The sequence below is a fragment of the Roseicella sp. DB1501 genome (assembly GCF_013112485.1).
Taxonomy (GTDB): Bacteria; Pseudomonadota; Alphaproteobacteria; order Acetobacterales; family Acetobacteraceae; genus Paracraurococcus.
Genome location: NZ_JABFHG010000003.1, coordinates 456,152 through 477,348 on the forward strand (window position 1 = coordinate 456,152; position 21,197 = coordinate 477,348).

Here is a 21,197-nt window from a genome sequence, read left to right on the forward strand (position 1 = left end):
CGCGGCGCTCCCCATCTTTCCTGCGCGTCGCCCCGGCGCGGCCCGCAAGGGCATGGCAGTCCCGCCCGGCCGATGCTTGACGCCGCCGGGCTCGCCTGCCCATGGTCCGCGCCCCCGGTCCGCCTGATGGAGACACCCCGACCGATGCCTGCGATCACCCTGCCCGACGGTTCCGTGCGCCGTTTCGATGCGCCGGTGACGGGCACCGAGATCGCGCAGGCGATCGGCCCGGGCCTCGCCAAGGCGGCGCTCGCCATGCAGGTGGACGGCGTGACGCGCGACCTCGCCATGCCGGTCGAGCACGACGCCGCGGTGCGCTTCATCACGCGCCGCGACCCCGAGGCGCTGGAGATGATCCGCCACGACGCGGCGCATGTGCTGGCCGAGGCGGTGCAGGCGCTCTATCCCGGCACGCAGGTGACGATCGGGCCGGCGATCGAGAACGGCTTCTATTACGACTTCGCCCGCAACGAGCCCTTCACGCCCGAGGATTTCGCGGCGATCGAGGCAAAGATGCGCGAGATCGTGGCGCGCAACGCGCCCTTCCTGCGCAGCGTGATGCCGCGCGAGGAGGCGATCGCCTTCTTCGAGGCGAAGGGCGAGAAGTACAAGGCCGAGCTCATCCGCGACCTGCCGCAGGGCGAGGAGATCAGCCTCTATTCCCAGGGCGACTGGATCGATCTCTGCCGCGGCCCGCACATGCGCGGCACGGGCGATGTCGGCACCGCCTTCAAGCTGATGAAGGTGGCCGGCGCCTATTGGCGGGGCGACCACCGCAACGCCATGCTGAGCCGCATCTACGGCACCGCCTGGCGCGATCAGAAGGAGCTCGACGCCCATCTCCACCAGCTGGAGGAGGCGGAGAAGCGCGACCACCGCAAGATCGGCAAGGAGATGGACCTCTTCCACCTGCAGGAGGAGGCGGTCGGCTCCATCTTCTGGCACCCCAAGGGCTGGAAGCTCTACCGGGTGCTCGAGGACTACATGCGCCGCCGGCTGGACGCGGCCGACTACCGCGAGGTGCGGACGCCGCAACTCGTCGACCGCAAGCTCTGGATCGCCTCCGGCCACTGGGAGAAGTTCCGCGAGAGCATGTTCATCGCGACGGTCGAGGACGAGTCCGAGAAGGACCGCGTGCTGGCGCTGAAGCCGATGAACTGCCCCTGCCACGTGCAAATCTTCAACCAGGGCCTGCGCAGCTACCGCGAGCTGCCGCTGCGCATGGCCGAGTTCGGCGCCTGCCACCGCTACGAGCCCTCGGGCGCGCTGCACGGCATCATGCGGGTGCGCGCCTTCACCCAGGACGACGCGCATATCTTCTGCGCCGAGGAGCAGATCGCCGAGGAGACGGTGCGCTTCGTCGCGCTGCTCAGCTCGGTCTATCGCGACCTCGGCTTCGAGAGCTTCCAGGTGAAGTTCTCCGACCGGCCGGAGAAGCGGGCCGGGACGGATGCGGTCTGGGACCAGGCCGAGGGCGCGCTGCGCGAGGCCTGCCGGATCGCCGGGGTCGAGTACACGCTGAACCCGGGGGAGGGCGCCTTCTACGGGCCGAAGCTGGAATTCGTGCTGCGCGACGCCATCGGCCGCGACTGGCAGTGCGGCACGCTGCAGGTCGATTTCGTCCTGCCCGAGCGGCTGGAGGCGGAATACGTGGCCGAGGACGGGACGCGCAAGCGCCCGGTCATGCTGCACCGGGCCATCCTCGGCAGCTTCGAGCGCTTCATCGGCATCCTGATCGAGCAGCATGCCGGCCGCTTCCCGCTCTGGCTGGCGCCGGTGCAGGTGGTGGTGGCGACCATCGTGGACGAGGCGGCGCCCTTCGCGCGCGAGGCCGCGGCGGCGCTGCAGGCGGCGGGGCTGCGGGTCGAACTGGATCTGCGCAACGAGAAGATCAACCGCAAGGTGGTGGACCATATCGAGCAGCGCGTGCCGGTGCTCGCCGTGGTCGGAAGGCGAGAGGCGGAGGAGCGCGCCCTGGTGCTGCGCCGCCTGCCGGGCCGCGAGCAGGCGGCGCTGCCGCTCGCCGAGGCCGTGGCGAGCCTGGCGCGGGAGGCGACGCCGCCCGACCGGGTGCCCGAGGGGGTGGTTGCAGCGGGCTAAGTCAAGCCCCATAACAGGCCGCTGAGCCGTTTCCACAGCGACAGGAGAGGACCATAGCAAGAGGACCCATTTCGAATCAGCCGCCGACCCGCGACGGCCCGCGGGTCAATGAGGACATCCGCGTCCCGCAGGTGCGGCTGATCGACCAGGACGGCGAGATGATCGGCGTGATGTCGGCGCGCGACGCGCTGATGCGGGCCTATGATGTCGGGCTCGACCTGCTCGAGATCAGCCCGAACGCGGTGCCGCCCGTCTGCAAGATCACCGACTACGGCAAGTTCAAGTACGAGCAGCAGAAGAAGGCCAACGAGGCCCGCAAGAAGCAGAAGGTCGTCGAGATCAAGGAAGTCAAGGTTCGTCCGAACATCGACGACCACGACTACGACGTGAAGATGCGCCAGATGAAGTCCTTCATCAGCGAGGGCGACAAGGTGAAGGTCACGCTCCGCTTCCGCGGCCGCGAGATGGCGCACCAGGATCTCGGCATCAAGGTGCTGGAGCGGATCCGGGTTGAGCTGGGCGAGACCATCAAGGTCGAGCAGATGCCGCGGCTGGAGAACCGGCAGATGATCATGGTGCTGGCGCCGAAGTAACGGCACCGCCGCCGATGCGGCAGCGCATCGGCCCCCATGGAGGCCGGCGCGGGCCGTAGGCCCCCTTTGGGGCCACTGGCGCCACCCGCCGGCCCGGTTTCCCTTGACGCCGGGCCCGCCGGGGCGTAGCAGCCCCGCTCCCGGGATGTTCCCGACCGAGGTCCCCTGCCGGGCGGGGGGCTCCGCCGCTCCGCGAAGACTCGCGCAGCGGCGCGTTTCCATTTGGGGCCTTTCCGGCCCCGCAGGCGAGGGGGCAAGGCAGGCCGCATGTTCGAGGCCCTGTCCGGCAGGCTGAATGGCGTCTTCGACCGGCTGCGCCGCCGTGGCGCGCTCTCGGAGGCCGATGTGCAGGAGGCGCTGCGCGAGGTCCGCGTGGCCCTGCTGGAGGCCGATGTCGCCCTGCCCGTGGTCAAGGACCTGACCACGAAGGTGCGCGAGCGCGCCATCGGCCAGGAGGTGCTGAAGAGCGTCTCCCCGGCGCAGCAGGTGATCAAGGTCGTCCATGACGCGCTGGTGGAGGCGCTCGGCGGCGGCGAGGCGGATACCGGCGCCCGCGGCCTCGACCTCAACGCCCCCGCCCCGGTGCCGCTGCTGATGGTCGGCCTGCAGGGCTCGGGCAAGACCACCACCTCGGGCAAGATCGCGCTGCGGCTGAAGGGCCGCGACAAGAAGAAGGTGCTGCTCGCCTCGCTCGACGTGCACCGCCCGGCGGCGCAACTCCAGCTCGAGACGCTGGCGAAGCAGGTGGGCGTCGCCAGCCTGCCGATCGTCGCCGGCCAGACGCCGCTCGAGATCGCGGCGCGGGCCATGGACCTCGCCCGGCGCGAGCTGTTCGACGTGGTGGTGCTCGACACCGCCGGGCGGCTCGCGATCGACGAGGCGCTGATGGCCGAGGTCGCGGCGGTGAAGACCTTCGCCAGGCCGCACGAGACGCTGCTCGTCGTCGATGCCATGACCGGCCAGGACGCGGTGAACACCGCCCGCGCCTTTCAGGACAAGGTCGGCGTCAGCGGCATCGTCATGACCCGGATCGACGGCGATGCCCGCGGCGGCGCCGCGCTCTCGATGCGGGCCGTCACCGGCGCCCCGATCAAGCTGCTCGGCGCCGGCGAGAAGCTCGACGCGCTCGAGGATTTCCACCCCGACCGCATCGCCGGCCGCATCCTCGGCATGGGCGACATCGTCTCCCTCGTCGAGCGCGCCGCCGAGACCATCGACCGCGACGAGGCCGAGAAGCTGGCCGCGCGGATGCAGAAGGGGCAGTTCAGCCTCGAGGACTATGCCAGCCAGCTGAAGCAGATCGGCAAGATGGGCTCGCTCTCCGGCATCCTCGGCATGCTGCCCGGCATCGGCAAGATGAAGCAGCAGATCGAGGGCGCGAACCTCGACAACGGCATGCTGAAGCGCCAAGCGGCGATCATCGGCTCGATGACGCCGCAGGAGCGGCGCAAGCCCGACCTCATCAAGGCCAGCCGCAAGAAGCGCATCGCCGCCGGCAGCGGCACCTCTGTGCAGGAGGTGAACAAGCTGCTGAAGAATTTCGACGACATGTCCGCGATGATGAAGCGGATGAACAAGCTCGGCCAGAAAGGGCTGATGCGCGGCGGCCTCGGCGCGCTCATGCCCAAGGGGATGCAGCTCCCCGGCGGCCGGAAGCCTTTCTAGATCAAGACCAGGAGTGACCTGAGACCATGGGCCTGAAGATCCGCCTCGCGCGCGCCGGCGCCAAGAAGCGCCCCTACTACCACATCGTGGTGGCCGACAGCCGCAGCCCGCGCGACGGCCGCTTCATCGAGAAGATCGGCAGCTACAACCCGATGCTCCCCTCCGACCATGCCGAGCGCGTGCGCCTGCAGGACGAGCGGGTGAGCCACTGGATCGGCCAGGGCGCGGTCGCCACCGACCGGGTGGCGAAGTTCCTTGGCAAGGCCGGCCTGGCGCCGATGCCGGAATTCCCGGAGCAGCCGAAGAAGTCGGCGCCGAAGAAGAAGGCGCAGGAGCGCGCCGCCGCGGCCGCCGCCGCGGCGGGCTGAACGGAGCCTGAGGGCGGGCCATAGGCGATGGGCGCGAAGCGCATCCTGGTCGGGGAGATCGGCAGGCCGCACGGCGTGCGCGGCTTGGTGAAGCTGCGCAGCTTCACCGCCGATCCCGCCGCCATCGCCGCCTACGGCCCGCTGACCGACGAGACGGGCGGGCGCCGCTTCGCGCTCACCCTGCTCGCCGAGGGCCTCGCCCGCATCGAGGGCGTCGCCGACCGCGACGCCGCGGCGCGGCTGACCGGCACCCGCCTCTACGTGGCGCGCGACAGCCTGCCGCCGCCGGAGGCGGAGGAATACTACCTCGCCGACCTGATCGGCCTCGCCGCCGAGACCGAGGCGGGCGAGCGGCTCGGCCGCGTCCGCGCGGTCGAGGAGCACGGCGCCGGCGCCTTCCTGGTGCTGGAGGATGCACCAGGGGGTGGGCCGACGGGCGAGCGCCTGATCCCCTTCACCCGCGCCGCGGTGCCGGTGGTCGACATCGCCGGCGGCCGGCTGGTCGTCGCGCCGCCGGAGGAGATCACCGTGCCGCCCGGCAGCGGCGATGACGGTGGCGGCGATGATGGCGAGGCGGCGGCATGAGCTGGCGCGCCACCATCCTCACCCTCTTCCCGGAGATGTTCCCGGGCCCGCTCGGCCAGTCGCTCGCGGGGCGGGCGCTGCGCGAGGGGCGCTGGCGGATCGACAGCCTCGACATCCGCGGCTTCGCCACCGACCGCCACCGGACGGTGGACGACACGCCCTTCGGCGGCGGCGCCGGCATGGTGATGCGCCCCGACGTGCTGGACGCCGCCCTGGCGGCAGCGATGGCCGAGGATGCGGCGCCAGGGGAGGTGTTGGGGGAGGCGCCAGGGGAGGTGCCGGGAGCGCCCGATCGCGGAGCGCCGCAGGGCGCGGAGCGTGAATCGGTCGCCCGACGCGTATCCCGCCCCGCCCTCTACCTCACGCCGCGCGGCCGGGTGCTCGACCAGGCGCTGGTGCGCCAGCTCGCCGCCGGGCCGGGCGTGATCCTGCTCTGCGGCCGCTACGAAGGCGTCGATCAGCGCGTCATCGAGGCGCGGGAGCTGATCGAGGTCTCGGTCGGCGACTACGTCCTCTCGGGCGGCGAGACGGCGGCGATGGTGCTGCTCGATGCCTGCGTCCGGCTGCTGCCGGGGGTGATGGGCGGCGCCGGCAGCGCCGAGGAGGAAAGCTTCTCGGCCGGCGGGCGCGAGGCGTTGCTGGAATACCCGCACTATACCCGGCCGGCCGAGTGGCAGGGCCGCGCGGTGCCGCCGGTCTTGCTCTCCGGCCACCATGCCGAGGTGGCGCGCTGGCGCCAGGCGGAGGCGGAGCGGATCACTCGCGAGCGCCGGCCCGATCTCTGGGCCCGCTACGCGAAGGGTGCGCCTGCGGCGGGCACCGAACCCCCACGGAATGTTGCGGAGGCGGAGGCCATGGACGGCCGACCTGCCGCCGCCTAAAGAACAAGGAAAGGACCAGACCATGAACCTGCTGCAGCAATTCGAGGCCGAGCAGACCTCGCGCCTCCTCGCCGCCCGCGCCGTGCCCGAATTCGGCCCGGGCGACACCGTCCGCGTGATGGTGAAGGTGGTCGAGGGCGAGCGCACCCGCACCCAGGCCTATGAGGGCGTGGTGATCGCGCGCAGCAACAAGGGCGTGAACAGCAACTTCACCGTCCGCAAGCTCTCCTATGGCGAGGGCGTGGAGCGCGTCTTCCCGCTCTACTCCCCCTCCATCGCGGAGATCGCCGTGGTCCGCCGCGGCAAGGTCCGGCGCGCGAAGCTCTATTACCTGCGCGGCCGCACCGGCAAGTCCGCCCGCATCCAGGAGCGGACCACCACCAACGCCCAGGCCGCGGCGAAGGCCGCCGCCGCCGCCACGGCCGGGCAGCAGGCGTAAGAAGGACAGGGCGCCCCGCGCGGCACGGCGCGGGGCGCGGAATGCAGACAGGAACACGTCATGTCAGGGCAGAAGCCGCGCACTCTCTTCGACAAGATCTGGGACGCCCATGTGGTGGAGACCCTCCCGGACGGCACGGCGCTTCTCTACATCGACCTTCACCTGACGCATGAGGTGACGACGCCGCAGGCCTTCGACGGGCTGCGCCAGGCCGGCCGCAAGGTCCGGCGGCCGGAGGCGACGCTCGGCGTCATCGACCACAACATCGCCACCGACGCCTCCCGCTACACCGGCATCGTCGATCCCGAGAGCCGGCTGCAGGTCGAGACGCTGGAGAAGAACGCCGCCGAGTTCGGCATGCCGCTGATCCCGCTGCTCGACCAGCGGCAGGGCATCGTGCATGTCATCGGCCCGGAGCTCGGCCGCTCGCTGCCCGGCATGACCATCGTCTGCGGCGACAGCCACACCAGCACGCATGGCGCCATGGGCGCGCTCGCCTTCGGCATCGGCACCTCGGAGGTCGAGCACGTGCTCGCCACCCAGACGCTGCTGCAGAAGCCAGCGAAGAACATGCAGGTGCTGGTCGAGGGCAACCTGGCCGTCGGCTGCACCGCCAAGGACATCGTGCTGGCGATCATCGGCCGCATCGGCACGGCGGGCGGCACCGGCCATGTCATCGAATATGCCGGCGACGCCATCCGCGCCCTCGACATGGCCGGGCGCATGACGGTCTGCAACATGTCGATCGAGGGCGGCGCCCGGGCCGGCATGGTGGCGCCGGACGACACCACCTACGACTATGTCCGCACCCGCCCCTTCGCGCCGAAGGGCGAGGCGCTGGAGCGCGCGATCGAGTATTGGCGCAGCCTGCCGAGCGACCCTGGCGCGCATTTCGATACCGTGGTGCGGCTGGACGCGCATGCGATCGCGCCGCAGGTCACCTGGGGCACCAGCCCGGAGGACGTGCTGCCGATCACCGGCGTGGTGCCGGACCCGGAAGCGGCGGCGGACGAGGCGCGGCGCGAGCAGATGCGGCGCAAGATGCAGTATATGGGCCTCGCCCCGGGGCAGCGGCTGCAGGACCTGAAGGTGGACGTGGTCTTCGTCGGCTCCTGCACCAACAGCCGGATCGAGGATATCCGCGCCGCCGCCGCCATCGCCCGTGGCCGCAAGGTGGCGGACGGGGTGCGGGCCATGGTGGTGCCCGGCTCCGGCCTGGTGAAGGCGCAGGCGGAGGAGGAGGGGCTCGACCGCATCCTGCGCGAGGCGGGCTTCGAATGGCGCGAGGCCGGCTGCTCCATGTGTCTCGGCATGAACCCGGACAAGCTGACGCCGGGCCAGCGCTGCGCCAGCACCAGCAACCGCAATTTCGAGGGCCGCCAGGGCCCGGGCGGGCGCACCCATCTGCTCTCGCCCGCCATGGCCGCCGCCGCGGCGATCGCCGGCCGCCTGGCCGATGTCCGCGACTACCAGCCGAAGAAGGGGGATGTCTGATGCAGGCCTTCACCACCCTGACCGGCATCGCCGCGCCGCTGCCCAAGGCGAATGTCGATACCGACCAGATCATCCCGGCCCGCTTCCTGAAGTCGATCAGCCGCAGCGGCTTCGGCAAGAACCTCTTCGCCAATTTCCGCTACCGCGAGGACGGGTCGGAGAACCCGGACTTCGTCCTCAACCAGGAGCCCTACCGCAAAGCCGAGATCCTCATCGCCTTCGAGAATTTCGGCTGCGGCTCCTCGCGCGAGCATGCGCCCTGGGCGCTGCTCGATTTCGGCATCCGCTGCGTCATCGCGCCCGACTTCGCCGACATCTTCCACAACAACAGCTTCAAGAACGGCGTCCTGCCGGTGAAGCTGCCGCGCGAGGTGTGCGAGCAGCTGATGGAGGATGCGCGGATGGGAGGCAATGCCCGCCTCACCGTGGATCTGGAGCGCGAGGTGGTGGTGCGGCCGAACGGCGAGGAGATCCCCTTCAAGATCGACCCGCTGCGCCGGCACCTGCTGCTGAACGGCCTCGACGATATCGGCCAGACCATGCAGCACGCCCCGGCGATCGACGCCTTCGAGGCGAAGCGCGCCGCGGCGCAGCCCTGGCTCGCCGGCGCGGCCGGGACCACGCCGGCCGGCGCCTGAGCCGCCGCCCGCCGCGCCGCGCGGCGGCGTCCTCGGGATGAAGCATGCGCCGCCCGCCGGGCGGCGAGGACGGAGACGACCATGCCTGCGAACAAGAAGCTCCTGGTGCTGCCGGGCGACGGCATCGGGCCCGAGGTGATGCACGAGGTGCGCCGCGTCATCGACTGGATGGACCGCCGCCGCGCCCTCTCCTTCGAGATCGAGGAAGGCCTGGTCGGCGGCGGCGCCATCGACGCCGTCGGCTCGCCCTGCCCGGACGAGACGGTGGCCAAGGCGAAGGCGGCCGATGCGGTGCTGTTCGGCAGCGTCGGCGGGCCGAAATGGGACAGCCTGCCCTTCGAGCAGCGGCCGGAACTTGGCATCCTGCGGCTGCGCAAGGATCTCGGCCTCTTCGCCAATCTCCGCCCGGCGCTGGTGATGGACCCGCTGGCCGAGGCCTCCTCGCTGAAGCCCGACATCGTCCGCGGCGTCGACATCATGGTGGTGCGCGAGACGGTCGGCGGCATCTATTTCGGCGAGCCGCGCGGCGTCGAGACGCTGCCCGACGGCAAGCGCCGCGGCTTCGACACCGATGTCTACCACGAGGACGAGATCGCCCGCGTCGCCCGCATCGCCTTCGACCTGGCGCGCAAGCGGCGCAACAAGGTGACGAGCGTCGAGAAGGCCAATGTCATGCAGTCCGGCCGGCTCTGGCGCGCCGTGGTCGGCGAGGTACGGAAGGCCGAGTACCCGGATGTCGAGCTCGAAAACATGTACGCCGACAACTGCGCCATGCAGCTCTGCAGCCGGCCGAAGCAGTTCGACGTCATCCTCGGCAACAACCTGTTCGGCGACGTGCTCTCCGACCTCGCCGCGGCGCTGACCGGCTCGCTCGGCATGCTGCCCTCCGCGACGCTCGGCGCGGTGGACCCCGCCACGGGCAAGCGGCACGCGCTCTACGAGCCGATCCACGGCTCGGCGCCCGACATCGCCGGCAAGGGCATCGCCAATCCCTGCGCCCAGATGCTCTCCTTCGCCATGCTGCTGCGCTGGAGCTTCGGGCTCGAGGAGGATGCGGCGCTGCTCGAGACGGCGATCGAGAAGGTCCTCGCCGGCGGGCTGCGCACCGCCGACATCATGCAGCCCGGCATGGCCCGGGTCGGCACCTCGGTGATGGGCGAGGCGGTGCTGCGCGAGCTCGACAAGCTCGCCGGCTGATCCATTTCGGACGGCGGAGGGGGGTTGCGCGGCCGCGCCGCCTCCGCTATTCCGCCCGCCTCGCCACAAGGCGGGATGCGCGCCCGTAGCTCAGCTGGATAGAGCACCAGACTACGAATCTGGGGGTCAGGAGTTCGAATCTCTTCGGGCGCGCCATTTTCCTTCATTGTCGCGGGAATGGTCTGGCCCCACCTTGGAGCGCCGGCAGCTCAGCGGGACAGGGCACCGGATTTCGAATCTGGGACGGCCCGCTTCCGAGCTTCTGCTGTTGGTCGGTTTCCCCAAGCTTGGCGGCTTGCACCGCTGGACAGAGGCGAGCGGACGCTGGACCCGCTGGCGGCGCAGCTGGCCCTCGCCCTGGAACGCGACCCTGCGCTCGCGGAAGCCATCACCGCCCGGTTCGGCGCTCGGTAGATTGCTGCCAATGGCGACAACTCAGGAGGCGGGCTCGCTCTGGCGCTGCGCCGGCCTGACGGTGAGCTGGAGGTCCAGGGCCTTGATGACGCGCAGGATGGTGTCGAGCGACGGATTGCCGTCACGCGCCAGGGCTCGGTACAGCGCCGGCCGGGACAGGTGCGCATCGGTTGCGATCCGGCTCATGCCGAGCGCACGGGCTACGGTGCCGAGGCCCTCAGCGATTTCGGCCGCATCTCCGCTCTCGAAGGAGAGGCGCAGGTATTCGGCCCGGCTTTCCTCGTCGGTGAGGTAATCGGCGGGATCGAATGGGTTCGTCATGATAGGCATTGGGGGAAACCCTCCAGGTGGCGTGAGTTAGAGATCGGCGGCCATGGCCTGCGCCTTGGCGATGTCGCGGCTCTGGCTGTCCTTATCGCCGCCGCAAAGCAGCACGACGATGGTTTGGCCACGGCGGGTGAAGTAGACCCGGTATCCCGGCCCTACGGCGATCCGCAGTTCCGAGACGCCGCCACCAACTGACTTGGCATCGCCGAAGTTGCCGCTACGCAGCCGGACGACACGCTTGGCAATGGCGGCGCGCCCGGTACCGGATCGAAGCGCACTCAACCAGTTCTTGAACTCGGATGTTTCGTGCACTTCGATCATGACACGGTTTGTACCCTGTAGGGGACAGTCATGCGAGCTTTTTGTGGCTTGTATGGGACAAGATGGCTCTATGCCCAACCAGCCTGTGGGCGCAGCCGTCCAGCCCTTCGTCCCGGACGAGGCCCAGCGCCAAGCGTGGTGGCCGCTGCCGCTGGAAAGCAGCGCCGCATCAGCGGGCCTCTCCAAGCCATCCTCTCGGTGTGAGCCGGGCTGAGCCGGGCTCACATATGGCTCACACCTAGTTCCCACAGCAGGGCTCGATCGGTCTGTCAGGCCGCCGCACCGCCTAGCGCCACCAGCCGCGACCTACCGCGATCCAGCAGAAAAAAGCGTCGCAATTTCAGGGCGGAAAGAGGCGCCTCGCATGGGGTGGCCTCGTCATGCCCTCGGAAATGCGATAGGCCTTGCGAGGGCGCCCGTAGCTCAACTGGACAGAGCACCAGACTTCGGATCTGGGGGTTAGGGGTTCAAATCCTCTCGGGCGCGCCACGCCGCCTGCCGGCCCGCCGCTCCCCCCAGCCGCCGCCACCCCCGCCATTCGGCCATTCCGCGGCAACCCCCGCCAACGAAGCCCCGCCTGCCGCGTTGTGCAGTGCATGGCGATGCGCCGGGCCCCTCTGCCACCCGCTGGGCCATGGCTCCGCATGTCCTGCAGTCAGCGCCCCTGCCGGAAGGGCCTCCCCGGACAGGCCCCTGGCGCCTCGCCCCGAACCGGAAGGAGCGGAGACCATGCCCATGCGGATCAACGGAGCCGAGGCCGCCCTGCCGCCCGATCCACGCGTCTCGCTGCTCGACCTGCTGCGCGAGACGCTGCACCTGCACGGCACCAAGAAGGGCTGCAACCAGGGCGCCTGCGGGGCCTGCACCGTGCTCCTCGACGGCGAGCGCATCCTGTCCTGCCTGACGCTCGCGGTGCAGTGCGAGGGCCGGTCGGTCACGACGATCGAGGGCCTGGGCGGCGAGCAGGGCCTGCACCCGCTGCAGGAGGCCTTCATCGAGCACGACGCCTTCCAATGCGGCTACTGCACGCCCGGCCAGATCTGCTCGGCGGTCGGCATGGCGGCGGAGCTGCGGCGCGGCGTCCCGAGCCTTGTCACCGCCGACCTGGACGCGCCCGGGATCGCCCCGGACCCGGCCGAGCTGCGGGAGCGGATGAGCGGCAATCTCTGCCGCTGCGGCTCGCATAACGGCATCATCGCCGCGATCGCCGCGCATTGCGCGGGAGCCGCCGAATGACCCCCTTCCGCTATGCCCGCGCCACCGAGGCGGGCGAGGCGGTGCGGCTCGCCGCCGAGGCCGGCGCCCGATATCTCGGCGGCGGCACCAACCTCGTCGACCTGATGCGCGAGACGATCGAGCGGCCCGCCGCGCTGATCGACGTCACCGGCCTCGCCGCCACGATCAAGGAGACCGAGGCGGGGGGCCTCCGCATCGGCGCCGCCGCGCGCAACACCGCGCTGGCCGAGCACCGCGCGGTCCGCAGCCGCTACCCGGCCCTGGCCCGCGCCATCCTGGCCGGCGCCTCGGCGCAGATCCGCAACATGGCGACGGTCGGCGGCAACATCCTGCAGCGGACCCGCTGCACCTATTTCTATGACGATGCCGGCGCGCGCTGCAACAAGCGCAACCCGGGCGAGGGCTGCGACGCCATCGACGGCTTCAACCGGTCGCATGCGATCCTCGGCGCCTCGCCCGCCTGCGTGGCGACGCATCCCTCCGACATGTGCGTCGCCCTCGCCGCCTTCGACGCGGTGGTGCATCTCGCCGGACCGGCCGGCGCGCGGCAGATGCCGCTGACCGAGCTGCACCGCCTGCCCGGCGGTCATCCCGAGATCGAGACCGCGCTGCGGCCGGGCGAGCTGATCACCGCCATCGAGCTGCCGCCCCTGCCGATCGCGGCGCGCTCCACCTATCGCAAGGTGCGGGACCGGGCGAGCTATGCCTTCGCGCTGGTCTCGGTCGCCGCCGCGCTGGACGTGCGGGACGGCCGCGTCGCCGATGTCCGGCTGGCGCTCGGCGGCGTCGCGCACAAGCCCTGGCGCGCGCGGCGGGCGGAGGAGGCGCTGCGCGGCGGCCCCGCCACCGCCGCGGCCTTCCGGGTGGCGGCGGAGGCGGAGCTCGCCCCCGCCGCGCCGCTGCGGGACAACGGATTCAAGATCGAGCTGGCGACGCGCACGATCGCCGCCGTCCTCGGCGAACTGGCGGGAGAAGCCGCATGAGCATCCTGGAGAACGCCAAGCAGACCGTGCAGGGCGCGGCGCAGGCGGCGATGAAGAAGGCGATCGCCCTGGCGCCCGATTCCTGGCTGCCCGGCGGCCAGCCCGACCCGCTCATCCGCCAGCAGCACGGGCTGATCGGGGCGCCCGTCTCGCGCCTCGACGGACCGCTGAAGGTGCGCGGCCAGGCGCCCTTCGCCGCCGAGTTTCCGCTCGATGGCATGGTCTATGCCGCGATCGCCTTCAGCGCGGTGGCCAAGGGCCGCATCGCCGCGCTCGACCTCGCCGCCGCGGAGGCCGCGCCCGGCGTTGTCCTGGTGATGACGCATGCGAACACGCCGCGCCTGCAGCCCATGCCGCTCTTCCTGACGGCGGAGAAGGCCGCGGGCGGCGACGACCTGCCGGTGATGCAGGACGACCGCATCCACTGGAACGGCCAGCCCATCGCGGTGGTGCTGGCCGAGACGCAGGAGCAGGCGGACCATGCCTCCTCCCTGATCCGCGCGACCTACGAGGCGGAGCCGGCGACCATCGCCTTCGCCGAGGCCAAGGCGCAGGGCACCGAGCCCGGCCAGTTCATGGGCCAGCCGCTGAAGCTCGAGAAGGGCGATGCCGAGGCGGCGCTGGCGGCATCGCCGGTCTCGGTGGATGCGACCTATGTGACGCCGCGCCACAACCACAACCCGATCGAGCCGCATGCGGCGACGCTCGCCTGGGATGGCGACCGGCTGCTGCTGCACGACGCCTCCCAGGCGGTCGCCCACACAGCCTGGTCGCTCGCCCAGGTCTTCGGCATCGAGGAGAAGCAGGTCCGCGTCACCTCGCCCTTCGTCGGCGGCGGCTTCGGCTCCAAGACGCTCTGGCAGCACCAGGTGCTCGGCGCGGCCGCGGCGAAGCTCGCGGGCCGGCCGGTGCGCATCGCCCTCTCGCGCGAGGGCATGCACCGGATGATCGGCGGCCGCACCCTGACGGAGCAGCGGGTCGCCATCGGCGCGCAGCCGGATGGCCGGTTCGAGGCGATCATTCATACCGGCACGGTGGCGATGACGCGGCACAACGCCCTGCCCGAGCCCTTCATCCTGCCGACGCGGAGCGCCTATGCCGCCGGCAGCCTGAAGCTGGACGTGGAGGTGGCGTACATGGACATGCTCGCCAACACCTTCATGCGGGCGCCGGGCGAGGCCGTCGGCACCTTCGCGCTCGAATGCGCGATCGACGAGCTGGCGGCGAAGCTCGGCATGGATCCGGTCGAGCTGCGGATCCGCAACGAGCCGGAGCGGGACCCGGTCGAGGGCACGCCCTTCTCCGCCCGCCACATCGTCGAGGCCTGGCGCGCCGGCGCCGAGCGGTTCGGCTGGAGCCGGCGCAACCCGACCCCCGGCGCGGTGCGGGACGGGGAGTGGCTGGTCGGCCTCGGCTGCGCCACCGCCACCTATCCCTATTACCGGATGCCCGGCGGCGCGGCGCGCCTCACCCTGACGCGGGACGGCCGCGTGCGGGTGGAGATCGCGGCGCATGAGATGGGCATGGGCACCGCCACGGCGCAGAGCCAGGTGGTGGCCGAGCGGCTCGGCCTGCCGCTCGAGGCGGTGAGCTTCGCCTATGGCGATTCCTCGCTGCCCGGTGTCGTCCTCGCCGGCGGCTCGCAGCAGACGGCGGCGATCGGCGCGGCGGTGGCGGCGGCGCATCGCGTGCTGGTGGCCGAGCTGCTGCAGCTCGCCGGCAATGATTCGCCGCTGGCCGGACTGAAGCCGGAGGAGGTTGGCGGCCTCGATGGCGGCCTTGCCGGGCTGGAGGAGCCCGCGCGCCGGGAGAGCTACGCCTCCATCCTCGCCCGCGCCGGGCGCGAGGCGGTGGTGGCCGAGGCCAGCGCGCCGCCGCCGCTCGAGACGCAGCATTGGTCGATGCATTCCCACGGCGCGATGTTCTGCGAGGCGCGCGTCAACCGCATCACCGGCGAGCCGCGGATCAGCCGCTTCCTGGGCTCGATGGATTGCGGCCGCATCCTCAACGCCAAGACCGCGGCGAGCCAGTTCCGCGGCGGCATCATCATGGGCCTCGGCCTGGCGCTGATGGAGGAGACGCAGTTCGACGAGCGCAAGGGGCGGATCATGAATCCGAGCCTCGCCGAGTACCATGTGCCGGTGCATATGGACGTGCCGGAGATCGACGTGATCTGGACCGACATCCCCGATCCGCACGCCCCGATGGGCGCGCGGGGCGTCGGCGAGATCGGCATCACCGGCACCGGCGCGGCGGTGGCGAACGCCATCTTCAACGCCACCGGCCGGCGGGTGCGCGACCTGCCGATCACGCTCGACAAGCTGCTGTGAGCTCCCCACGAAACCGCTTCGCGGCTTCGTGGGGGCCCCGGGAGTCCCTCGGTGCCCAAGAGGCGGCACAGCCTGCCGAGGCGAAGCCTCGGCAGGGCAACGGGCGGCGACGAGGTTGAGGGGCGCTCCTACCCTCGCCGCGCCGCCTCCAGCAGCGCGTCCAGCGTCACCGCCCGGCCATCCGCCAGCGGCACCGCCCGCACCCCGCGCGCCAGCATGGCGGCGAGCGCGTCGCGCAGCGAGGCGCCCTCCGGCAGCCGCTCCCCCGGCATGGCCTGCCCCGTCGCCGCCCCCTCGGCCGGCAGCAGCGCCAGGCGTTGCAGCGCCCGGTCGCTGCCGAGGAAGCCGGCGACGAAAGCATCCGCCGGATGCGCCAGCAGCGCCGCCGCCGGCGCATGCTGCGCCAGCCGCCCGTCGCGCAGCACCGCGACCGCATCGCCGAGCCGCACCGCCTCGTCCAGGTCGTGGGTGACGATCAGCACGGTCTTGCGGAGCTGCTTCAGCAGCCGCAGCACCTCCTCCTGCAGATGCGCCCGCACCACCGGATCGACCGCGCCGAAGGGCTCGTCCATCAGCAGCACCGGCGGGTCGCCGGCCAGCGCCCGGGCGACGCCGACCCGCTGCCGCTCGCCGCCCGAGAGCTGGTGCGGCCGGCGCGCGGCGAAGCGGCCGGGATCGAGCCCGGCCATGGCCAGCACCTCCTCCACCCGCGCGGCGATGCGCGGCGCCGGCCAGCCGAGGAGGCGCGGCACCGTCGCCACGTTCTCGGCGACGCTGCGGTGCGGGAACAGCCCGACTTCCTGGATGACATAGCCGATGCCGCGCCGCAGCCGCACCGGGTCCAGGCGCAGCGCATCCTCGCCGCCGATGCGCAGCCGCCCGCCGCTCGGCTCGATGAGGCGGTTGACCATGCGCAGCGTCGTCGTCTTGCCCGAGCCCGAGGGACCGATCAGGGCGCAGCTCGTCCCCTCCGGCACCGAGAGCGTCAGGTCCTCCACCGCGGCGGCGCCGGCGCCGGGCCAGCGCTTGGTCAGCCCTTCGAGCTCGATCATGCGCCTTCGATCCGACGGCTGTTGCTCGCGGACCGGTCCCCTGACCGGTCCGAGGCCTCGAACGAAGCCTGCCGCATGTGCGGCGAAGCCAGGCGAACCGGAGGTTCGCGCCCGGCGCCAGGGGGGCGCTGGATGGGGGCCGTTGCTGTGTCAACGGCAACGGGCACGCGTACGAGATGGCGCTCCAACAGGCCGAAGCCGGCCTCCGTGCCGAGGGCGAGCAGGGCGATGGCGAGCGCGCCCACCAGCATCCGCCCGGTATCCAGCAGCGCCAGCCCCTGCGTCACCAGGTCGCCGAGCCCGCCGCCGCCGATGAAGGTGGCGAGCGCCGCGGCCGAGACCACCTGCACCGCGGCGATGCGCAAGCCGGCGAAGACCAGCGGCGCGGCCAGCGGCAGCTCCACCTGCCAGGCGCGCTGCCAGCGCCCCATGCCGAGGCCGCGCGCCGCCTCCAGCGCCGCCGCATCGGCGCCCCTGAGGCCGATCACCGTGTTCACCAGCACCGGCGGCAAGGCGAGCAGGGCGAGGGCGATGACGGAGGGGGTGAAGCCGACGCCGAGCAGCGGCAGCAGCGCCGCCAGCACGGCGAGGCTCGGGATGGTGCGTAGCGCCCCGGCCAGCGCCATCGCCGCCTCCGCCAGCCGCGCCCGGCGCGCCACCAGCAGCCCGGCCGGCAGGGCGATGGCGATGCCGATGCCGAGCCCGGTGAAGGAGAGCAGCAGATGCTGCCATGCCGCGCCGAGGAAGGCGCCGGGATGGCCGGCGAGCCAGGCGGCGCCGTCGGCGATCGCCCCCATCAGGCGAGCGCCGGCAGCCGCCGCTGCACCGCGCCGAGCCCGGCATCGAGCAGCAGCGCCATCAGCGTGACGAGGCCGGCGCCGACCAGGATCTTCTCGGTATGTCCCTGGTCGAGCCCGGTCAGGATCAGCGTGCCGAGCCCGCCGGCGCTGATATAGGCGGCGACCGTCGCCGCCGAGACCAGCGTCACCGTGGCGACCCGCAACCCGCCGAGCAGCGCCGGCAGGGCGAGCGGCAGCTCCACCCGCCAGAGCCGCTGCGCCGAGGTCAGCCCCATGCCCGTCGCCGCCTCCAGCACCGCGGGCGGCGCCGCGGCGAGGCCGGCGACCAGCGCCCGCAGCAGCACCGGCACGGCATAGGTGACGAGGGCGAGCAGCGCCGGCGGCAGGCCGAGGCCGAGCACCGGCACCAGCAGGGCGAAGAGGGCCAGCGTCGGCAGGCTGTAGAGCAGCGAGGCGGCGCCCAGCACCAGCGCCCGCAGCCGCTGGTGCCGCGCCACCAGCAGCCCGGCCGGCAGCGCCACCAGCAGCGCGATGCCGAGCGCCGCCAGCACCAGTTCGAGATGCACCAGCACCGCCCAGCCGATGGTGTCGAGGTTGCGCAGCGTCCAGCGCATCAGCCGAGGCCCTGCGCCGCCAGGAAGCGCGCCGCCACCTCGCGCGGCTCGTCGCCATCCTGGTCCACCTGCCGGTTCAGCTCCTGCGCCACCCGGTTGTCGAGCCGGGCGCCGATGCGCTCGAGCGGCGCGGCGAGGCCGGGCCACGCCGCCAGCGCCGCCTGCCGCACCACGGCGGCGAGCTGGTAGGGCGGCCAGAGATGCCGGTCGTCCCGCAGCACCGTGTAGCCGCCGACGGCGATCTGCCAGTCGGTCGCATAGGCGTTCACCACATCCGCCTGGCCGTGCTGCAGCGCGGCGTAGCGCAGGCCGAGGGCGGCGAATTGCCGGAAGCGGCCGAAGCGCATGCCATAGACCCGCTGCAGCCCCGGCAGCCCGTCGGCGCGGTCGGCGAACTCGTTGCCGGCGGCGAGCGTCAGCCCGGGCGCGGCGCGGGCGAGGTCGGAGAGGGTGATGAGGCCGAGGCGCTTCGCCGTCGCCGGCAGCACCAGCAGCGCATTGCCGTTGTCGATGCCCGAGGGGGCGAGCCAGGTGCAGCGGAATTCCCGCTCGTAGCCGGCGCGGACCTTGCGCAGCACCGCCTCCGCCGTCCCCTCCGGCGGCTGCTTCAGCACCACGCCGAGGCCGGTGCCGGTGTATTCCGGGTAGAGGTCGATCTCGCCCGCGACCAGCGCCTGCTGCGCGATGGCGGTGCCGCCGAGGTTCAGCCGCCGCTCGACCCGCGCCCCGGCCCGTTCCAGCCCCTGGGCGAAGAGCTCGCCGACCACGAGCTGCTCGGTGAAGTTCTTCGACCCCACGCGCAGCAGCGGCGCCGCCCGGGCGGGACGCGCCAGCAAGGCGGGCAGGGCGAGCAGCCCGCGCCGTGCCAGGGCATGGCCGGGGGAGAGGCCGGGGGGCGGCGGGCGGTTCATTGCGGGAGACTAGGCTGGGTTCGGCGCGGCTGGGAATGCCCAGTTGGGAATGCCCGGCAGGCGCGCCTTGACCATGGCCCGCCGCCGGCCGCCAATGGGCCGGCGGCGGGAAGGAGGCGGGATGCGGTTCACCACCGGCGATGCGCGGCGGCTCGGCGCCATCCTGGCCGAGGCGGCGCGGGCCGAGATCATGCCGCGCTTCACCCGCCTCGCCGCCGGGGAGGTGCGCGAGAAGACCTCCGCCTTCGACGTGGTGACCGAGGCCGACGAGGCGGCGGAGCGCCGGGCGAGCGCCGCCATCCTCCGCGCCTGGCCCGGCGCCGCCGTCATCGGCGAGGAGGCGAGCGAGCGCGATCCCGCGCTGCTGGACAGCCTCGGCACGGCCGAGCTCGCCATCCTGCTGGACCCGCTGGACGGCACCCGGAACTTCACCGCCGGCCTGCCGCTCTTCGGCATCATGGCGGCGGCGGTGGTGCGGGGCGAGGTGGTGATGGCCGCCCTCCACGACCCGCTCTGCCGCGACACCGCGCTGGCGCTGCGCGGCGAGGGCGCCTGGCGCGAGGCGGAGGACGGGCGGCAGGCGGCGCTGCGGGTCGCCGCGCCGGTGCCGGTCGGGCGGATGGAGGCGATCATCGGCACCAATTTCCTGCCCGAGCCGCTGCGTGGCACCGTCAACGGCAATCTCGCGCGGCTCGGCATGAGCGCCTGGCTGCGCTGCGCGGCGCAGGAATACCGCATGGCGGCGGCGGGGCATTGCCACCTGCTCTTCTACAACCGGCTGATGCCCTGGGACCACGCGCCGGGCTGGCTGCTGCACCGCGAGGCGGGCGGCCACAGCGCGCAGTTCGACGGCTCGCCCTATCGGCCGGTGGCGCGGAGCGGCGGCCTGATCTGCGCCCCCGATGCGGCGAGCTGGGCGGCGGCGCGCGAGGCACTCCTCCAATCCCCACGAAGTCGCTGACGCGCCTTCGCGGGGGCCCCGGGATTCGCTCCTGATCCTGGCTGCGTCACAGCCTGCCGAGGCGAAGCCTCGGCAGGGCAACGGGAGGCGTCTTCAAACCGCGCGGGCGATGATCTCGGTGGGGGCGATCAGGCCGGCTTCGAGGTTGCCGATCATGGCGCGCGCCTTCAGCGGCGCCGTCTCGCCCATCAGCAGATGCAGGCCGAGCGGCGACGGGCCGCCCGCATCCGCCGCCGCCACGCGCATGCGCTGGAAGAAGGCGATGGCGAAGGCGCGCCGGCTGCGCACCGCCTCCACCGCGAAGCCCGCCGCCTCCAGCAGCCGGCGATAGGTGTCGGCGCCCTCGACGAAGCTGGTCGCCGCGCCCTCTGCCCAGGGCACGGGAAAGGCGAGGTCGCCCTCGCCCTCGCGCATCACGTCGTAGAGGCCGAAGACGCCGCTCGGGCGCAGCACGCGCCGCGCCTCGGCGAAGAGCCGCGCCTTGTCGGCGATGTTCATGCCGACATGCAGCAGCGTCGCCGCATCGAAGCTCGCCTCGGCGAAGGGCAGGTCGAGGGCGCTGCCCTGGTGGAACGCGGTCTGCCCGCCGAGGCCGACGCGCCGGGCCAGCGCCGTGGCGCAGCGCACGTAATCCTCCGTCAGGTCGAGGCCGGTGACCCGGCAGCCCCGCTCGCCGGCGAAGAACCGCGCGGCGCCGCCGAGGCCGCAGCCGATATCGAGCAGCGCCATGCCGGGGGCGAGCCGCATGGCATCGGCCAGGTCGCGCGTCGCCGCCCGGCCGCCGATATGGAACTCGTCGACCGGCGCCAGGTCCTCGGGCGCGAGATGCTCGACATCCTTCCCCATGACGGCGAGGGCGGCGAGGATGGTGTGTTCCAGCGACTCCCGGGCGTAGTGTTGGGCGACGGTGGATTCCAGGTCCATGAATCGGGGTCTCGCTGGCAGGAGGCGCCGGATGCGGCGGGCCGGTAGCCTTAAGGCGGGCGACGGCCTCCCTTCCATGCGCTGGCGCACGGCGGGGCGGCGACAATTCAGCGCGGGTGCTTGCCGGCGAGGGTCAGCGCCACGGCGGCGCGGATCAGCGCCTGGAAGGCGGCCGGGTCGATCCGCGCGCCCTCGCGCAGGTCGATGGCGCGGCGGGTTGTTGCCTTCGAGGCTGGCATTGAACAGGCCGGCCGGGTCCGCCAGCGCGGCGCCCCTGGCGAAGGTGAGGTTGACCACCGCCTTGCAGGTCTACCCGGTGCAGAGGATGCCGGCATGCGACCAGACCGGCACGCCGCGTCACTTC

22 protein-coding genes and 2 tRNA genes are annotated in these 21,197 nt (G+C 72.2%); 16 read left to right on the top strand and 8 right to left on the bottom strand.

All coding sequences use genetic code 11. The features are described from left to right. Positions 1 to 144: 144 nt before the first annotated feature. From thrS to HJG45_RS08400, 11 genes are all read left to right on the top strand, one after another. Positions 145 to 2,100, top strand: a complete 1,956-nt coding sequence (gene thrS, locus HJG45_RS08350; RefSeq protein ID WP_171611629.1) for a threonine--tRNA ligase — start codon at positions 145 to 147, stop codon at positions 2,098 to 2,100. 68 nt (positions 2,101 to 2,168) lie between these two features. Continuing rightward, positions 2,169 to 2,693 (top strand): translation initiation factor IF-3, encoded by a 525-nt coding sequence (infC, locus tag HJG45_RS08355; RefSeq protein ID WP_171611800.1) that lies wholly within the window; start codon positions 2,169 to 2,171, stop codon positions 2,691 to 2,693. Between the two features lie 267 nt (positions 2,694 to 2,960). Next, positions 2,961 to 4,358, top strand: coding sequence for a signal recognition particle protein (ffh, locus tag HJG45_RS08360; protein WP_171611630.1), 1,398 nt, complete (start codon positions 2,961 to 2,963; stop codon positions 4,356 to 4,358). Between the two features lie 26 nt (positions 4,359 to 4,384). Further along, a complete protein-coding gene (rpsP, locus tag HJG45_RS08365; RefSeq protein ID WP_171611631.1) occupies positions 4,385 to 4,726 on the top strand; it encodes a 30S ribosomal protein S16 in 342 nt (113 codons plus the stop codon). Between the two features lie 27 nt (positions 4,727 to 4,753). After that, positions 4,754 to 5,311, top strand: coding sequence for a ribosome maturation factor RimM (gene rimM / locus HJG45_RS08370; protein WP_171611632.1), 558 nt, complete (start codon positions 4,754 to 4,756; stop codon positions 5,309 to 5,311). Beyond that, positions 5,308 to 6,192 carry a tRNA (guanosine(37)-N1)-methyltransferase TrmD gene (gene trmD / locus HJG45_RS08375; protein ID WP_171611633.1) on the top strand — a complete coding sequence of 295 codons (885 nt, stop codon included), beginning with the start codon at positions 5,308 to 5,310 and terminating at the stop codon, positions 6,190 to 6,192. The genes rimM and trmD overlap by 4 nt, the downstream gene beginning before the upstream one ends. Positions 6,193 to 6,214: 22 nt before the next feature. Further along, complete coding sequence (gene rplS, locus HJG45_RS08380; protein WP_171611634.1) at positions 6,215 to 6,631, top strand: 50S ribosomal protein L19; 417 nt, start codon at positions 6,215 to 6,217, stop codon at positions 6,629 to 6,631. A gap of 60 nt (positions 6,632 to 6,691) precedes the next feature. Continuing rightward, entirely contained in the window at positions 6,692 to 8,125 is a 1,434-nt protein-coding gene (gene leuC / locus HJG45_RS08385; protein ID WP_171611635.1) for a 3-isopropylmalate dehydratase large subunit, read from the top strand. Next, the gene (gene leuD, locus HJG45_RS08390; protein ID WP_171611636.1) at positions 8,125 to 8,763 is read left to right on the top strand and encodes a 3-isopropylmalate dehydratase small subunit; all 639 of its coding nucleotides are present in this window, start codon (positions 8,125 to 8,127) and stop codon (positions 8,761 to 8,763) included. The genes leuC and leuD overlap by 1 nt, the downstream gene beginning before the upstream one ends. An 81-nt stretch (positions 8,764 to 8,844) precedes the next feature. Further along, the gene (gene leuB / locus HJG45_RS08395; protein WP_171611637.1) at positions 8,845 to 9,960 is read left to right on the top strand and encodes a 3-isopropylmalate dehydrogenase; all 1,116 of its coding nucleotides are present in this window, start codon (positions 8,845 to 8,847) and stop codon (positions 9,958 to 9,960) included. 79 nt (positions 9,961 to 10,039) lie between these two features. Then, positions 10,040 to 10,116: transfer RNA gene (locus tag HJG45_RS08400), tRNA-Arg, on the top strand. 279 nt (positions 10,117 to 10,395) lie between these two features. On the opposite strand, the gene HJG45_RS08405 is transcribed toward HJG45_RS08400, so the two are convergent. Beyond that, entirely contained in the window at positions 10,396 to 10,695 is a 300-nt protein-coding gene (locus HJG45_RS08405) for an addiction module antidote protein (protein WP_254452358.1), read from the bottom strand. Positions 10,696 to 10,731: 36 nt separating this feature from the next. Next, positions 10,732 to 11,022 carry a type II toxin-antitoxin system RelE/ParE family toxin gene (locus HJG45_RS08410; RefSeq protein ID WP_171611639.1) on the bottom strand — a complete coding sequence of 97 codons (291 nt, stop codon included), beginning with the start codon at positions 11,020 to 11,022 and terminating at the stop codon, positions 10,732 to 10,734. A gap of 412 nt (positions 11,023 to 11,434) precedes the next feature. On the opposite strand from HJG45_RS08410, the gene HJG45_RS08415 reads away from it, so the two are divergent. The 4 genes from HJG45_RS08415 to HJG45_RS08430 all read left to right on the top strand — a co-directional run bounded on the left by HJG45_RS08415 (position 11,435) and on the right by HJG45_RS08430 (position 15,571). Further along, positions 11,435 to 11,511: transfer RNA gene (locus HJG45_RS08415), tRNA-Arg, on the top strand. A gap of 246 nt (positions 11,512 to 11,757) precedes the next feature. Next, a complete protein-coding gene (locus HJG45_RS08420) occupies positions 11,758 to 12,258 on the top strand; it encodes a 2Fe-2S iron-sulfur cluster-binding protein (protein ID WP_368040547.1) in 501 nt (166 codons plus the stop codon). Then, positions 12,255 to 13,241, top strand: coding sequence for a xanthine dehydrogenase family protein subunit M (locus HJG45_RS08425; RefSeq protein ID WP_171611641.1), 987 nt, complete (start codon positions 12,255 to 12,257; stop codon positions 13,239 to 13,241). Before HJG45_RS08420 ends, HJG45_RS08425 begins: the two co-directional genes overlap by 4 nt. After that, positions 13,238 to 15,571, top strand: a complete 2,334-nt coding sequence (locus HJG45_RS08430; protein ID WP_171611642.1) for a xanthine dehydrogenase family protein molybdopterin-binding subunit — start codon at positions 13,238 to 13,240, stop codon at positions 15,569 to 15,571. Before HJG45_RS08425 ends, HJG45_RS08430 begins: the two co-directional genes overlap by 4 nt. Positions 15,572 to 15,699: 128 nt before the next feature. Here HJG45_RS08430 and HJG45_RS08435 read toward each other — a convergent pair whose 3' ends face one another. The 4 genes from HJG45_RS08435 to HJG45_RS08450 are packed head-to-tail and all read right to left on the bottom strand — an operon-like array spanning position 15,700 to position 18,948. Continuing rightward, positions 15,700 to 16,623, bottom strand: coding sequence for an ABC transporter ATP-binding protein (locus HJG45_RS08435; RefSeq protein WP_171611643.1), 924 nt, complete (start codon positions 16,621 to 16,623; stop codon positions 15,700 to 15,702). Further along, on the bottom strand, positions 16,620 to 17,420 hold the full coding sequence (locus HJG45_RS08440) for an ABC transporter permease (protein WP_171611644.1): 801 nt from the start codon (positions 17,418 to 17,420) through the stop codon (positions 16,620 to 16,622). The genes HJG45_RS08435 and HJG45_RS08440 overlap by 4 nt, the downstream gene beginning before the upstream one ends. After that, complete coding sequence (locus HJG45_RS08445; protein WP_171611645.1) at positions 17,420 to 18,037, bottom strand: ABC transporter permease; 618 nt, start codon at positions 18,035 to 18,037, stop codon at positions 17,420 to 17,422. The genes HJG45_RS08440 and HJG45_RS08445 overlap by 1 nt, the downstream gene beginning before the upstream one ends. Then, positions 18,037 to 18,948: a glycine betaine ABC transporter substrate-binding protein gene (locus tag HJG45_RS08450; RefSeq protein WP_171611646.1), complete on the bottom strand. Its 912-nt coding sequence runs from the start codon at positions 18,946 to 18,948 to the stop codon at positions 18,037 to 18,039. Before HJG45_RS08450 ends, HJG45_RS08445 begins: the two co-directional genes overlap by 1 nt. Before the next feature lie 121 nt (positions 18,949 to 19,069). Here HJG45_RS08450 and HJG45_RS08455 point away from each other — a divergent pair, with 121 nt between their 5' ends. After that, on the top strand, positions 19,070 to 19,909 hold the full coding sequence (locus tag HJG45_RS08455; protein WP_171611647.1) for an inositol monophosphatase family protein: 840 nt from the start codon (positions 19,070 to 19,072) through the stop codon (positions 19,907 to 19,909). A gap of 93 nt (positions 19,910 to 20,002) precedes the next feature. On the opposite strand, the gene HJG45_RS08460 is transcribed toward HJG45_RS08455, so the two are convergent. Beyond that, positions 20,003 to 20,833, bottom strand: a complete 831-nt coding sequence (locus tag HJG45_RS08460) for a class I SAM-dependent methyltransferase (protein ID WP_171611648.1) — start codon at positions 20,831 to 20,833, stop codon at positions 20,003 to 20,005. Between the two features lie 107 nt (positions 20,834 to 20,940). Continuing rightward, positions 20,941 to 21,072: a hypothetical protein gene (locus HJG45_RS29180; protein WP_302479720.1), complete on the bottom strand. Its 132-nt coding sequence runs from the start codon at positions 21,070 to 21,072 to the stop codon at positions 20,941 to 20,943. Between the last annotated feature and the right edge of the window lie 125 nt (positions 21,073 to 21,197).

Bases quoted from the DNA above. Each gene is read 5' to 3' on its own strand.
- thrS (WP_171611629.1), top strand. From the start codon at position 145: ATGCCTGCGATCACCCTGCCCGACGGTTCCGTGCGCCGTTTCGATGCG.
- ffh (WP_171611630.1), top strand. From the start codon at position 2,961: ATGTTCGAGGCCCTGTCCGGCAGGCTGAATGGCGTCTTCGACCGGCTG.
- rpsP (WP_171611631.1), top strand. From the start codon at position 4,385: ATGGGCCTGAAGATCCGCCTCGCGCGCGCCGGCGCCAAGAAGCGCCCC.
- rimM (WP_171611632.1), top strand. From the start codon at position 4,754: ATGGGCGCGAAGCGCATCCTGGTCGGGGAGATCGGCAGGCCGCACGGC.
- trmD (WP_171611633.1), top strand. From the start codon at position 5,308: ATGAGCTGGCGCGCCACCATCCTCACCCTCTTCCCGGAGATGTTCCCG.
- rplS (WP_171611634.1), top strand. From the start codon at position 6,215: ATGAACCTGCTGCAGCAATTCGAGGCCGAGCAGACCTCGCGCCTCCTC.
- leuC (WP_171611635.1), top strand. From the start codon at position 6,692: ATGTCAGGGCAGAAGCCGCGCACTCTCTTCGACAAGATCTGGGACGCC.
- leuD (WP_171611636.1), top strand. From the start codon at position 8,125: ATGCAGGCCTTCACCACCCTGACCGGCATCGCCGCGCCGCTGCCCAAG.
- leuB (WP_171611637.1), top strand. From the start codon at position 8,845: ATGCCTGCGAACAAGAAGCTCCTGGTGCTGCCGGGCGACGGCATCGGG.
- HJG45_RS08405 (WP_254452358.1), bottom strand. From the start codon at position 10,695: ATGACGAACCCATTCGATCCCGCCGATTACCTCACCGACGAGGAAAGC.
- HJG45_RS08410 (WP_171611639.1), bottom strand. From the start codon at position 11,022: ATGATCGAAGTGCACGAAACATCCGAGTTCAAGAACTGGTTGAGTGCG.
- HJG45_RS08420 (WP_368040547.1), top strand. From the start codon at position 11,758: ATGCGGATCAACGGAGCCGAGGCCGCCCTGCCGCCCGATCCACGCGTC.
- HJG45_RS08425 (WP_171611641.1), top strand. From the start codon at position 12,255: ATGACCCCCTTCCGCTATGCCCGCGCCACCGAGGCGGGCGAGGCGGTG.
- HJG45_RS08430 (WP_171611642.1), top strand. From the start codon at position 13,238: ATGAGCATCCTGGAGAACGCCAAGCAGACCGTGCAGGGCGCGGCGCAG.
- HJG45_RS08435 (WP_171611643.1), bottom strand. From the start codon at position 16,623: ATGATCGAGCTCGAAGGGCTGACCAAGCGCTGGCCCGGCGCCGGCGCC.
- HJG45_RS08440 (WP_171611644.1), bottom strand. From the start codon at position 17,420: ATGGGGGCGATCGCCGACGGCGCCGCCTGGCTCGCCGGCCATCCCGGC.
- HJG45_RS08445 (WP_171611645.1), bottom strand. From the start codon at position 18,037: ATGCGCTGGACGCTGCGCAACCTCGACACCATCGGCTGGGCGGTGCTG.
- HJG45_RS08450 (WP_171611646.1), bottom strand. From the start codon at position 18,948: ATGAACCGCCCGCCGCCCCCCGGCCTCTCCCCCGGCCATGCCCTGGCA.
- HJG45_RS08455 (WP_171611647.1), top strand. From the start codon at position 19,070: ATGCGGTTCACCACCGGCGATGCGCGGCGGCTCGGCGCCATCCTGGCC.
- HJG45_RS08460 (WP_171611648.1), bottom strand. From the start codon at position 20,833: ATGGACCTGGAATCCACCGTCGCCCAACACTACGCCCGGGAGTCGCTG.
- HJG45_RS29180 (WP_302479720.1), bottom strand. From the start codon at position 21,072: ATGCCAGCCTCGAAGGCAACAACCCGCCGCGCCATCGACCTGCGCGAG.